We start from the raw sequence: 12,530 nt of genomic DNA on the forward strand, positions 1-12,530 counted from the left end.
GGGCCTTTTGTTAATTTTCTGTTTCACGTGAATCGCCCTGACGGAGATCCACAGAGAAATATCAGATATCGAGGTTTGCAACGCTCAGGGCATTTTCCTGGATGAAATCCCTGCGTGGCTCTACCTCGTCGCCCATGAGACGAGCGAACAATCCGTCCGCATCAGTCGCGTCAGGAATCTTTACCTGCAGCAGCGAACGGACGTTGGCGTCCAGAGTCGTCTCCCACAACTGTTCCGCATTCATCTCGCCAAGACCCTTGTAGCGCTGCATGGAAAGACCCTTGCGCCCTGCAGCAAAAATGGAATCGAGAAGCGCGCGCGGTCCGGAGATTGTCTGGCTGCCGTCCTTGCGCTGCAGGACAGGCGGTGTTGCGTAGATTTCAGCCATGCGGGAAGCCAGCTGGTCGATATGGCGGGCGTCCGCGGAGCCGAGCAGTCCCATATCCAATGTCGATACTTCCTTGACGCCGCGCACCATGCGCCAGAATCTCAACCCGCCATCGCCAAGGACCTCACCGGTCCAGCCACGTTCCGTTTCTTCTGCGATCATGTCCAGACGACGCGCGACTTCCGCCACTGTGGCTTCGGCCTTGCTGGCATCAGCTGAAAGTTCCGGGTTGAGGGCACCAGCGATTGCAGCCTGTTCGACAATCGAACGGCTGTAACGCGAATGGAGGCTTTCGATGAGCGTCCGCATCCGCACAGCATCCAGAATGACTTCGCGGAGGTCCTCGCCTACGCGCACTTCACCCGAACCGACGGTTAGCGACGCTTCCTCGATACCCATCGAAATCAGATATTCTTCCAGTGCCTTCTCGTCTTTCAGATACTGCACGGACTTGCCGCGTGTGACCTTGTAGAGCGGTGGCTGGGCGATATAGAGATGGCCGCGCTCGATAAGCTCCGGCATCTGACGGAAGAAGAACGTCAAAAGCAGCGTGCGAATATGCGCGCCGTCGACGTCAGCATCGGTCATGATGATGATCTTGTGGTAGCGAAGCTTGTCGGCGTTGAATTCATCCTTGCCGATGGATGTGCCGAGAGCGGTAATCAGTGTGCCGATTTCCTGGCTGGACAGCATCTTGTCGAAACGGGCGCGTTCGACGTTCAGGATCTTGCCGCGCAAAGGAAGAATAGCCTGCGTTTCACGCGAACGGCCCTGCTTGGCGGAACCACCGGCGGAGTCACCCTCGACAAGGAAGACTTCGGACTTCGCGGGGTCGCGCTCCGAGCAATCGGCAAGCTTGCCGGGCAGCGAGGCTATGTCGAGCGCACCCTTGCGACGCGTCAGTTCACGCGCCTTTCTGGCGGCTTCACGGGCAATCGCCGCTTCAACGACCTTGCCCACAAGCACCTTTGCTTCTGCCGGATGCTCTTCGAACCAGGTGCTGAGTGCTTCATTCACGAGGTTTTCGACCGCTGGTCTGACTTCCGACGATACGAGCTTGTCCTTCGTCTGCGACGAAAACTTCGGATCCGGGACCTTCACCGACAATACGGCCGTCAAACCTTCGCGGCAGTCTTCACCCTGAAGGGAGACCTTTTCCTTTTTGGTGATGCCGGAACTATCCGCATAGGACGTGACCTGACGTGTCAGTGCCCCACGGAAACCGGCCATATGCGTGCCGCCATCGCGCTGGGGAATGTTGTTGGTAAAGCACAGGACGTTTTCGTGGTAGCTGTCATTCCACCACATGGCGACCTCGACGGTGATACCGTCCTTTTCGCCCCTGATGGCAACCGGCTTGTCGACCAGCGGCTTCTTGGCACGGTCGAGATAACGAACGAAGGCTTCAAGCCCGCCGTCATAGGTCATCTCTTCCTGCTTTATGTCGGAATGGCGCTTGTCTGTCAGAAGAATGCGCACGCCGGAATTGAGGAAGGCCAGTTCGCGCAGGCGGTGCTCGAGCGTGGCGTAATTATATTCCGTCATGGTGAAGGTGTCGGAGCTGGCAAGGAAGGTGACTTCAGTGCCTGAACGACCTTCGTAGTCTCCGACAATCTTCAGCGGGCCATCGGCCACGCCGTGGGTGAAGGTGATTTCATGGACCTTGCCGCTGCGCCGGATGCGCAGCTTCAGCCACACGGACAAGGCATTGACAACAGAAACGCCAACGCCATGGAGGCCGCCGGAAACCTTGTAGGAGTTCTGGTCGAACTTTCCGCCAGCGTGCAGTTGCGTCATGATGACTTCGGCGGCGGAAACGCCCTCGCCCGTATGTATGTCGGTGGGAATACCACGACCGTTATCCGTAACAGTCACTGAGCCATCCGCATTCAGCGTGACGGTCACCAGATCGGCGTGACCGGCGAGTGCTTCGTCAATGGCGTTATCGACGACTTCGTAGACCATGTGGTGAAGACCGGAACCATCGTCGGTATCGCCGATATACATGCCTGGGCGCTTGCGCACAGCATCAAGGCCCTTCAGGACCTTGATGGAATCGGCTCCATAAGCTGCACTGGCTGCGTTTTCGCTCGACGATGTTTCAGTCATAAGCACTCTTTCCAACTGTGTCTGCCGCAGCGCGTGCCAATGACACGGCGCGACAGCGAATCACTTTCAATCTGACGTGTGACTATAGAAATTCCGCCTCGATAACCAAAGTCCACAAGCGCCAAAACCCTGCACAAAGCAGGGGATAGCGAGGGTTTCAGTCGCAAGAACGGCTTTTTTGCAGCACGGCTGCCAATTCATCTATCACACTTGGTGGCAGCTTGCGAATATCCCGTGCCAATCCGTTGGCGAGAGCCGTATATTCCTTTGGCAACCCGGCGGTATCGATGACAACGCGGGGATCGGAAACGCCAGCCAGCGAAAACAATTCATCGGCCTCGTCCCAGATAATGTTAAAATATCCGGCTATGCGCTGCAAAAGATCAAAGCTCGGCGTGCCTCGCTTTCCATGTTCCAGCGCCGAAAGATAGGCTGGCGATACGCCTATGGCCAAGGCCATCTGCCGTTGAGTGACCCCTTTTTTCTCGCGAAGAACCCGCACGGCTTCCGAGAAAGGCGTCACGAGGTATCTCCCCGGCGCCGCGCGAGGCGAACATAGAGCGCGCCATCGCCGCCATGGTTCATGGAGGCGTCCTCATAGGACGATATGAGGTAACGGTACTCCGGTTTGGAAAACCACATGGGCACCGCCCTCTTCAACGCGCCGTCACTGCCCAGGGAGCGTCCCTTGCCGGTAATGACGAGGACATGTCTCAGGCCGCGTTCGTGGGCTCGGACGAGAAAATCCAGAAGAACGGCGTGAGCCTCGCTCTGGAACATTCCGTGCAGATCGATGCGCGCCTCAAGCGGAAGCCTGCCACGGGTCAACTTGCGTTTGACCGGTTTTTCCATGGGGCTATGGATGCGTTTTCGATCAGCCTCGGTTGCCGGAAGTTGGGGCACCGTCTCGACGATCATTTGAGGAAACGGTGGAATCGTCTTTACGGTTTTTGGTTCAGCCACCGGCTGGGCTTCAGCTTCAAGGGCCTCAAATTCCAGCAAGTCTTCAACGCGCCCGGAGACAAGCCTCGTCGTCCTGGCGACCTTTCCCCACAAGATGCGTTCGTCCTTGCCGAGTTTGCGGCCGCCCTTCATTACCGAAACCTTTCCGCCGCCCCACGGGGGATCAGTATATAGAAATCCGCCGCATTGCGCACGGTGCCGGCAAGCTCTCCCGCGACATCCCCTGACCCGGTGAAAATGTCACCGCGGGCTGGCCCGACGATGGCGGAGCCCGTATCGAGTGCCAGCATCAATCGCGCAAAGGATTGCCCATCATCCAGATGCGTAAGGCTTTGCGAGGCGATGTAGAACGGAAAACCGAATGTATGAATAAGCCTGTCGACGGCAAGAGAACGCCCTGCGACCAAGGGCACCTTGGCGGCGGCAATCGGCCCAAGATCCAGACTTTCCACATCGGCTTCGCGAAAGAAAATATAAGACCTGTTGTGCCAGAGAACCTCATCAACTTGCTCGGGATGATCGCGTAGCCATTGACGGATGGTCTGCATTGAAACGGTAGCGGGATCCAGTTCACCCTTATCAAGCAAGAGGCGACCGATCGGGGAAAATGGATGTCCTGCTTTTGCCGAATAGGTAATACGCTTGATCGTCCCATCAGCGTATCTCAATCGCGCTGCGCCCTGTACGTGGACGAAAAACAGATCAACCTTCGACTTTGCCCAGGCAATTTCAAGCCCGCGGCCATCAAGATAGCCGCGATCAATCTCGCCCCTGTCTGGATAAGGCGAAATCTCGCCTTCCCGCTCCAGCCCGAAAGCATAGTATGGATCCATGCCGTCAGGCCGATTGCTATCGTCGAGGTCGATGAGATCGTCAGGCCGACGATATATAGGGTATTTCCAGACATCATCCGGCGTGCGGGATACTTCCAGTTCCGGTTCGTAAAACGCGGTAACGAAACCCGCCTTGCCTGATGACAATGAAATCTTGAAGGGCAGACACTGCTCTTCGAAGAATTTGCGAGAAGCGGCAGGGTCCGAGGTTTCGACGGATTGCGCCTGTTCCAGAAGTGGCAGCAGGTCAGACGCGGTAAGACCCAGCTTTCCCGTTCGGTAGGGCTTACCCCTGCGCAAATGTTGCAGAATGGCGCTTAATGCCGGAAACAGATCTGCAGGGTCGTCCCGTTGCCAACCCGGCAGGGCGGCAAAAGGCACTTCCTCCAATCGAAATTCCGGATCGACGCCTGTCATTGTTCGGATTCGGTCGCGATCAGCTTCCAGTTCGGATCACGCGAGCGGATGTCACGCGAGAACGTCCAGATGTCATCGACTTCGGAAACATTTTCGGCATCGCCATCGATCAGCTTTCCGTCCTTGTCATAGGTGGCGGAAATTAGCTGGCTGACGATCCTCAAGGTGATCTGCTCTTCCGCATCACGGATGCTGGCATTGGTGATGTCGATCTTTTCAATGCCGACAAAGGTGGACTTCACGACTTCGCCACGGCTTTCACGGTCCGTAATCGCCGCATTGAAGCCGTCATAAACCTCTTTTGAAAGCAGGTTTTTAAGCGCCTTGCGATCGCCATCTGCAAAAGCCATCACGATCATTTCGTAAGCCATACGGGCGCCGTTCAAGAATTCTTTCGGGCGGAAGGAAGGGTCCGTCTTTGACAGCTCCCGAAGCGAATCATTCAGCGGCGAACCGGCAGGAGCAACGGCATCGATTTCGGCAAATCGGTTCTCTTCGTCGCCTTCTCCCTTTTTCGGCAAGGTCACAACCTTGTTATCGTCAGAGAGTGATTTGGCAGCATCGCGCGGGCTATAGGGATCCATTGGCGGCTTTTCATTGCCTGTACGACGGCCAAGGACGCTACGCAGCTGAAGAAAAATCAGCACCGCAGCCACTAGAAAAAACAATGTTATAAAGTCGCTTGAGCCCATCTTTTACCGAAACCGCCATTTAAATCCAATTTTCTACACATCATATAGTCTGCATCTGCCCATCATTCAAACAGGCAGATTCAATTGCCGGTTTCCTGAGCATGGATTTCGGCAATATGATTTTTGCCGAGGCACCGAATTTTCCGCAAGGAGCAGCGGAAGTGGTTCGGTGTGACTTTTTTCGATAGGTTGTAGTATCAGCGAATAAGCCATCGCAAGGCTGTTGAGCTCCAATACCAAAAGGCAGGATTTATGCGTTTTTCTTTTGTCCCGGTCATCGCTCTGTTGATGCCAATACTGGAAATTGCCGGCTTCATCATTGTCGGCAAGGCTCTGGGCTTGTGGCTGACATTGGGGCTTATCCTGCTGACGTCTTTTATCGGGCTTCTCATTCTCCGTTCAGGCGGTCTTGGAATGGTCCGCGATCTTCAAAACGCTAGCAAGACAGGTGCTGAACCGGCTGCCGCAATGATCAGCGGCGGACTGCGTGTCGTGGCCGGTATACTTCTTTTCCTGCCCGGCTTCATCACGGATATCCTCGGGCTTCTCCTGCTTGTTCCGGCCTTCAGGGCTTTGATCTGGAAAGCAATGGGCCCGCGGATCGTCGTTGCGACATCCTTCAAGTCGCCGAATTTCCGCTCGGGACCTCAGGGCGCAGGCCCGGGCAAGGTCGTGGACCTCGACGAAGAGGACTTTCGTCGCGACGGCCCAAATTCATCGCCCTGGTCGCCCTCCAGAGATGATCGCGACCTGCCCAAACCGTAACGGCCCAGCAGTTCAAAGGGTTGTAAGCCCCTTGCCTAGGTGATAGACGGGCTTCCAATAATTCAATCCGCGAGGACATATCATGACAACTGAAAATGGTGCGCAGGAAGGGGCAAATCCTTCCCTCAACATACTGACCCAGTACACGAAGGATTTGTCGTTTGAAAATCCAGGGGCTCCGCGGTCGCTTCAGGCACGTGATGGTGCACCTGCCATCAACATCAACGTGAATGTCAACGCGAACCCGATTTCCGGTTCTGACTTCGACGTCGTGCTGACACTGAATGCCGAGGCAAAGGATGGCGACAAGGTTCTCTTCGTCGCCGAGCTGGTTTATGGCGGCGTGTTCCGCATCACCGGTTTCCCGCAGGAGCACATGTTACCGGTTCTGTTTATCGAGTGCCCTCGCCTGCTCTTCCCATTTGCACGCCAGATCATTGCTGACGTGACACGCAACGGTGGCTTCCCGCCTTTGATGATCGATCCTATCGATTTCTCGCAGATGTTTGCGCAGCGCGTTGCTGAGGAACAGGCCCGCGCCAAGGTTCAGGCCGTCCCGAACTGATTGCAGTAGAGTCTTAAAAAGAAAACCCGGGTCCAGCACCCGGGTTTTTTGTTTGATCTTACTGAAGGTATTTGTTCCAGATCGCCTTCTCACCCATGGCCTGCACAAGCTTCTCATGCGCGGCGACCGTTGCCGGATCAAGTCTCGGCGGCAAAGGCCGAGTTCTGACAAGTGCTTCCATAGGGACATCGTCCACCACCTCGGTCACCTTGGACTTGACGGCGCCGCCAAAACCAAGCGCGGTCTGACGCCCACCGATCATTTCGATATAGACTTCAGCCAGGAGTTCGGAGTCGAGCAACGCGCCGTGCTTGGCACGGTGTGAATTGTCTATGCCATAGCGTCGGCACAGGGCGTCCAATGAATTGGGCCCCATCGGATGTTTCCGGCGCGCCATGGACAAGGTATCGGTCACCAGCTCGGGCGACACTGGCTCTATTCCCAACCGCGCAAATTCAGCATTGATGAAGCCCATATCGAAGGTGGCATTGTGGGCCACCCAGCGAGCACCCTCGAAGAAATCGCGGATTTCCTGCACAACCTCTTCGAATTTTGGCTTGTCCTGCAAAAATTCGTCGGTAATGCCGTGCACTGCAAGAGCGTCAGGATGGACCTTGCGGTCTGCCGGATTGATGTAGAGATGAATGGTTCTACCCGTTGGAAAATGATTGAGGAGTTCGATCCCACCAATTTCGATGATGCGGTCAAACTTCGACTCAAGGCCCGTGGTTTCCGTATCGAATATGATTTCGCGCATTTTCTAAGTCTCACTTCCACGGTCGGATTTCAGCTTGTCGAGAATTGCCTTCACCTGCAGTCGTGCATCCGCAATTCCGTTGCTCGTATCTATTATGTAATCCGCGCGTCTTCTTTTTTCCTCGTCTGGCATTTGACGCGCAAGGATCATCTGAAGTTTTTCTTCTGTCATTCCCGGCCGATCCATCACGCGCTGCTTCTGTATCTCCGATGCACATGTGACAACGACGACGACGTCCACTCGGTTTTCAGCGTCCGTCTCAAACAGGAGTGGAATGTCCAGCAACGCAAAATCAAATCCTGCCTCACGGGAGGCCTGAAGAAAGGCCGCTTGCCGTTTGCGAACCAGCGGATGCACGATCTCTTCAAGGACTTTAAAATTAGCCGGATTCTCGCGCAAGAGATCGCCGAGTATTTTCCTATTAACTTCGCCGTTCTCAACGACCCCCGGAAAAGCCTTCTCGATCGGCTGAACGGCTTCATCCAGATAAAGTTGGTGGACGACAGCATCTGAATCGCAAACGGCCACGCCTTCATCTTCGAAAAGCTTTGAAGTCGTCGACTTACCCATTCCGATCGATCCGGTGAGGCCGATGGTGATCATGCGTGAACGTCCATATCAGCGATGATGAGGCTTCGCAGTTCTTCATCGACATCAGGTTTTTTGCCGAACCATTTTTCGAACCCGGGTCTGGCCTGATGAAGAAGCATTCCCAGACCGTCTACAGTCGAAAACCCCTGCTCCTCTGCCATTTTCAGAATGGGCGTTTTCAGCGGTACATAGACAATATCAGTCACCACCGCACCGGAAGCGAGCTTCGAGAAATCAATGAAAGGCGCTTCGCTTCCATCCATGCCCAGGGATGTCGTATTGACGAACAATCCCGCTCCAGCGGAGACTTCGCCGAGTGCAGCCACCGAGTGCGCAAAGATATTGCTTCCAAAGCGGTCACGAAGCTCCTGCGCTTTCGAAACAGTCCGATTAAGCACATTGATTTCACGCACACCGCGATTTCTTAGTGCTTGCACGACAGCACGGCTCGCGCCCCCTGCGCCGAATATGACCGCCTTATCTGTGCGGTCCCACCCCTTATGGTATGCATCGAGATTGGCAAGAAAGCCAAAGCCATCTGTATTTGTTGCATGGATCTGCCCGTCTTCTAGCCACAGTGTGTTAACAGCGCCGAGTTCCTGAGCCAGATCATCAGGACGATCCGCCAGTCGATAGGCGGATTCCTTATGGGGTATCGTAACATTGCCACCCACGAAACCATTGGTGCCAGACCGCAGGCCGTTCATGAAATCAGGCAAGGAAGCGGGTTCGATTGCGACCGCTTCGTAAGAACCGTCTATTTTAAATTGTCTGAGCCAATGACCGTGAATAAGTGGCGAACGCGAATGTTTGACAGGATAGCCGGTAACGAACGCCTTGATGGTTAATGTTTCACGTGAATCAGGCATCGACCAGACCCAATTCGCGCATTTTTGTTAACAATGGCAAAAGCGGCAGTCCTAGAATGGTGAAATAGTCACCCTTGATTTCAGTGAAAAGCTGAATGCCCTCGCCTTCAAGCTGGTAGGCACCAACGCTTGAAAGGACCTTCGTCCCTACTTTTTCAAGATGGCGTGCGACGAAGTTGTCGGTCAGTTCCCTTACCGTCATGTCCGCAATCGTCACCACATCCCACAGAATTTCGCCATTCCTCGCAATCGCTGCTCCACAATTCAGGCGGTGCGTCTTGCCCCCGAGCGACATAAGGTGCACGTGCGCCTCGCTCATATCTTTAGGCTTGTGATAGATGCGTGAACCCAGCGACATCGTCTGGTCGCATCCTAAAACGAATGCGTCTGGCTTGAGGATACTGACGGCTGCAGCCTTCGCTTTCGCCAGCTCGCCGGCAATGTCTTGCGGCGAAGCACCGTCTTTCTCTAGTTTTGCGTCGATCGCGCGTTCATCGATCTCTGCTGGCTCGACAGAAAATTCCAGGCCCGCATTGCGCATCAGCATCTGGCGCGACGCACTGGACGACGCAAGTATTAGTTCCGGTCTCATCAACCATGGTCTCCGAACAAGGGTGCGAAGGATTAACGCGTCCTCTGGCGAAGAGCAAGAATGGCTGCTGCCGTCTCTTCAATGGAACGTCTCGTCACATCAATGATCGGCCAATTGTTGCGGGCGCATAGCGAGCGAGCATATTTCAGCTCCTCCATGATGGTTGCCCGATCAATATATTGCCCGCGATCAAAGCCGCCGGTCGCTCCAAGTTCCCTGTTTTCACGAACCTGGGAAATGCGATCCGACGTTGCCACGAGGCCGACGATGAGCGGCTTCGTTGCCTTGTAGAGGCTTTCAGGTAGCGGCACATCTGGCACGACAGGGATATTGGCGGTCTTGATGCCTCTGTTGGCCAGATAGATGCTCGTTGGTGTCTTGGACGTGCGGCTGATCCCCACAATGACGACATCAGCCTCATCATAACTTTCCGGGAATTGCCCGTCGTCATGGTCCATGGCAAAATTCAACGCTTCGATGCGCGCGAAGTAATCTGCATTCAAGGCATGCTGCGCCCCTACCCGCCTTCTCGAGGCCGTGCCGAGATAGGTCTGGAAGATGCCGATAACAGGCTCGAGGACGTTGACACAGGGAACACCTATGGCGTGACAGCGCAGATCGAGAAACGCGGCAAGCTGTTCATCAACAATCGTATAGAGAACGATGCCGGGCTTCTCATCGATGCTGTCTATCACCTTTTGCAGCTGTTTCTGGTTCCGGATCATCGGATACACATGCTCGAGTGGCATGGCAGAATGAAACTGTGCGGAAACAGCCCTACCGGCTGACATCAGGGTTTCGCCCGTGGAGTCAGAAATCAGATGGAGATGAAAGAAACTTTTTTGGTTCTCCACGCTAATTCCGTGCCCCTGTTGATAAAGCTGGACAACATCATCGCTTTTGCCAGCCAGGGATCAGGCTGAGGGAAAAACCGGCTTTTGTCCACAATTGGAGGGACGGTGTAGCAAGTGAAGCGTGCCCTGTGAATTGTGAGGACAAAAACAGTTAAGAAATTCTGCCTAACCGTTATCCACAAGACGGCGCAAAAATACAGGGGATTAAATAATTGAAATTTATGGCGATATATGGGTTTTCAACACTAACGCAGCAAACGTGGCTGGAACATCTTTCATCTTCGTGGCTTAGGTCAGCTTGCGGCATTTCCGCCAGATAGATTTTAATCCTTGCTACCCACAGACTCTAAGAAATAGAAAATCTTATAGATCTCTTAGATTCTTTTTTTAGAAAAGTTGGCCGACATGTCCGAGCGAAGCGTAATGAAGGTTTTAAATGGAGAAGCGCTGTCTCCTCCCCCGATCTGGCTCATGAGGCAGGCAGGTCGTTACCTCCCGGAGTACCGGGAAACGCGGAAGGTTGCCGGAAGTTTCCTTGATCTCTGTTATAATCCTGAACTCGCGACAGAAGTGACTTTGCAGCCAATTCGCCGTTTTGATCTGGATGCGGCAATTCTGTTTTCCGATATCTTGGTGATCCCTGACGCGCTGAAGCGAAATGTAACCTTCACAGAGGGTAGAGGGCCAGCGATGGACCCGATTGATGTGGCGGGCATTTCCACTCTCAAACGTGACGATGTATTGGCCCACCTTCGGCCAGTATTTGAGACCGTTAACAGGCTACGTCGCGAGCTTCCCTCCAAAACGACACTTCTCGGTTTCTGTGGTGCGCCCTGGACGGTTGCTACCTACATGATTGCCGGTCACGGCACACCTGATCAGGCACCTGCCCGGCTTTTCGGCTATCAGGAACCAGAAGCGATGGAAAAGCTTCTGGCGTTTCTCGCAGAGGTGTCTGCCGACTACCTTGTCGAGCAACTCGACGCCGGCGCCGATGCTGTGCAGATTTTCGATTCCTGGGCGGGTGTCCTGGGAGAAGCCGAATTCGAGGCTTTTGCGATAAAACCTGTCGCCCGCATCATCGAGTCCGTCAGAGCAAGACGGCCGGGAGCTAAAATCATCGCCTTCGCCAAAGGCGCGGGCATCCTCCTCAAGGACTATCGTCAGAAGACGTCCGCAGATGCCATTGGCCTTGACTGGAGTGTGCCGCTATCCTTCGCGCAAGATCTGCAGAAGGATGGTCCCGTTCAGGGAAATCTCGACCCGATGCGAATGGTTGCTGGAGGCAAGGCGCTGGAGGAAGGGATAGATGCAATCCTAGACAAGCTTGGCCAAGGTCCGTTGATTTTCAATCTAGGCCATGGAATTACGCCGCAGGCTGATCCGGAAAATGTTGCCAGGCTCGTTGCCCGTGTCAGGGCACGCGGGGCAACAGCATGACGACAGGCAAGCAAACGTCGGCAGATGCGGGCCGCAAAACCCGGCTGCGTGCGGCGGTAGCGCTAGGTGCACTCGTTGCCCTGGCGGCCGTCGTTCTTCATGTCGACTCGGCAGACGCCTATCTCTGGATCAAGTCCCTCCACATCATCGCGGTCATTTCCTGGATGGCAGGATTGTTCTACCTGCCCCGGCTTTTCATCTATCACACGGACGCTGCGCCCGGATCTGAAAAGTCCGAAACGTTCAAGGTCATGGAACAGCGGCTGATCAAGGTGATCATGAACCCTGCTATGATGATTTCCTGGGTGTTGGGGCTCTATCTTGCCTGGTCGGCCTTCGGTTTTTCTGGCGGCTGGCTCCATGCGAAAATCGGGCTCGTCGTGCTGATGACGGTGACGCATGTGTATTTTAGCAGAAGTGCACGGCGCTTTGCCCGCGATCAGAACACACGCTCAGCCCGTCACTGGCGGTTGATGAATGAGGTTCCGACCCTGCTGATGATCGCGATAGTCGTACTTGTGGTTGTGAAACCCCTCTCTTAAAGGTCTATCACGATAAATTTCTCGGAATTGGTGCTTTCCTCTTGCGGCTTTCCCGTTCAATCGCTATTTTCGCGTCACTCATCTCAATGGCATGTGAATTATTCAGACGTCTGCGGGGAATTCCCCAGTAGCTGATTCGCGATCACGCCCTTC

Annotated in this window: 14 protein-coding genes; 4 read left to right on the top strand and 10 right to left on the bottom strand. The window is 54.6% G+C overall.

What is annotated here, in order from left to right:
• Positions 1-61: 61 nt before the first annotated feature.
• From QRN85_RS19110 to QRN85_RS19130, 5 genes are all read right to left on the bottom strand, one after another.
• Positions 62-2,497: a DNA gyrase subunit B gene (locus tag QRN85_RS19110; protein WP_284759768.1), complete on the bottom strand. Its 2,436-nt coding sequence runs from the start codon at positions 2,495-2,497 to the stop codon at positions 62-64.
• 157 nt (positions 2,498-2,654) lie between these two features.
• Complete coding sequence (locus tag QRN85_RS19115; RefSeq protein WP_112964383.1) at positions 2,655-3,020, bottom strand: helix-turn-helix domain-containing protein; 366 nt, start codon at positions 3,018-3,020, stop codon at positions 2,655-2,657.
• Positions 3,017-3,592: a Smr/MutS family protein gene (locus QRN85_RS19120; protein ID WP_284759769.1), complete on the bottom strand. Its 576-nt coding sequence runs from the start codon at positions 3,590-3,592 to the stop codon at positions 3,017-3,019. Before QRN85_RS19120 ends, QRN85_RS19115 begins: the two co-directional genes overlap by 4 nt.
• A complete protein-coding gene (gene mltA / locus QRN85_RS19125) occupies positions 3,592-4,710 on the bottom strand; it encodes a murein transglycosylase A (protein WP_284759770.1) in 1,119 nt (372 codons plus the stop codon). The genes QRN85_RS19120 and mltA overlap by 1 nt, the downstream gene beginning before the upstream one ends.
• Positions 4,707-5,402, bottom strand: a complete 696-nt coding sequence (locus tag QRN85_RS19130; protein ID WP_062589263.1) for a Tim44/TimA family putative adaptor protein — start codon at positions 5,400-5,402, stop codon at positions 4,707-4,709. Before QRN85_RS19130 ends, mltA begins: the two co-directional genes overlap by 4 nt.
• A 252-nt stretch (positions 5,403-5,654) precedes the next feature.
• Here QRN85_RS19130 and QRN85_RS19135 point away from each other — a divergent pair, with 252 nt between their 5' ends.
• Positions 5,655-6,167: an FxsA family protein gene (locus QRN85_RS19135; RefSeq protein ID WP_112964393.1), complete on the top strand. Its 513-nt coding sequence runs from the start codon at positions 5,655-5,657 to the stop codon at positions 6,165-6,167.
• A gap of 82 nt (positions 6,168-6,249) precedes the next feature.
• Entirely contained in the window at positions 6,250-6,732 is a 483-nt protein-coding gene (gene secB, locus QRN85_RS19140) for a protein-export chaperone SecB (RefSeq protein ID WP_111841287.1), read from the top strand.
• Positions 6,733-6,790: 58 nt separating this feature from the next.
• Here the strand turns inward: secB and dnaQ are convergent, their stop codons facing one another.
• From dnaQ to QRN85_RS19165, 5 genes are read right to left on the bottom strand one after another with little or no spacing between them, the layout of a single operon-like run.
• Positions 6,791-7,489: a DNA polymerase III subunit epsilon gene (gene dnaQ / locus QRN85_RS19145; RefSeq protein WP_062589260.1), complete on the bottom strand. Its 699-nt coding sequence runs from the start codon at positions 7,487-7,489 to the stop codon at positions 6,791-6,793.
• A 3-nt stretch (positions 7,490-7,492) separates the two neighbouring features.
• Complete coding sequence (gene coaE / locus QRN85_RS19150) at positions 7,493-8,092, bottom strand: dephospho-CoA kinase (RefSeq protein WP_284759771.1); 600 nt, start codon at positions 8,090-8,092, stop codon at positions 7,493-7,495.
• The gene (locus QRN85_RS19155) at positions 8,089-8,949 is read right to left on the bottom strand and encodes a shikimate dehydrogenase (protein WP_284759772.1); all 861 of its coding nucleotides are present in this window, start codon (positions 8,947-8,949) and stop codon (positions 8,089-8,091) included. The genes coaE and QRN85_RS19155 overlap by 4 nt, the downstream gene beginning before the upstream one ends.
• Positions 8,942-9,541 carry a Maf-like protein gene (locus tag QRN85_RS19160; RefSeq protein WP_284759773.1) on the bottom strand — a complete coding sequence of 200 codons (600 nt, stop codon included), beginning with the start codon at positions 9,539-9,541 and terminating at the stop codon, positions 8,942-8,944. The genes QRN85_RS19155 and QRN85_RS19160 overlap by 8 nt, the downstream gene beginning before the upstream one ends.
• A 32-nt stretch (positions 9,542-9,573) precedes the next feature.
• On the bottom strand, positions 9,574-10,395 hold the full coding sequence (locus QRN85_RS19165) for a pyruvate, water dikinase regulatory protein (protein WP_112964401.1): 822 nt from the start codon (positions 10,393-10,395) through the stop codon (positions 9,574-9,576).
• Between the two features lie 405 nt (positions 10,396-10,800).
• Between QRN85_RS19165 and hemE the strand changes: the two genes are divergently transcribed.
• Positions 10,801-11,835: a uroporphyrinogen decarboxylase gene (gene hemE / locus QRN85_RS19170; RefSeq protein ID WP_284759774.1), complete on the top strand. Its 1,035-nt coding sequence runs from the start codon at positions 10,801-10,803 to the stop codon at positions 11,833-11,835.
• Positions 11,832-12,377 (top strand): protoporphyrinogen oxidase HemJ, encoded by a 546-nt coding sequence (gene hemJ, locus QRN85_RS19175; RefSeq protein WP_284759775.1) that lies wholly within the window; start codon positions 11,832-11,834, stop codon positions 12,375-12,377. The genes hemE and hemJ overlap by 4 nt, the downstream gene beginning before the upstream one ends.
• Positions 12,378-12,530: the final 153 nt, after the last annotated feature.

It is taken from the genome of Agrobacterium sp. fls2-241-TYG-188a (assembly GCF_030209845.1).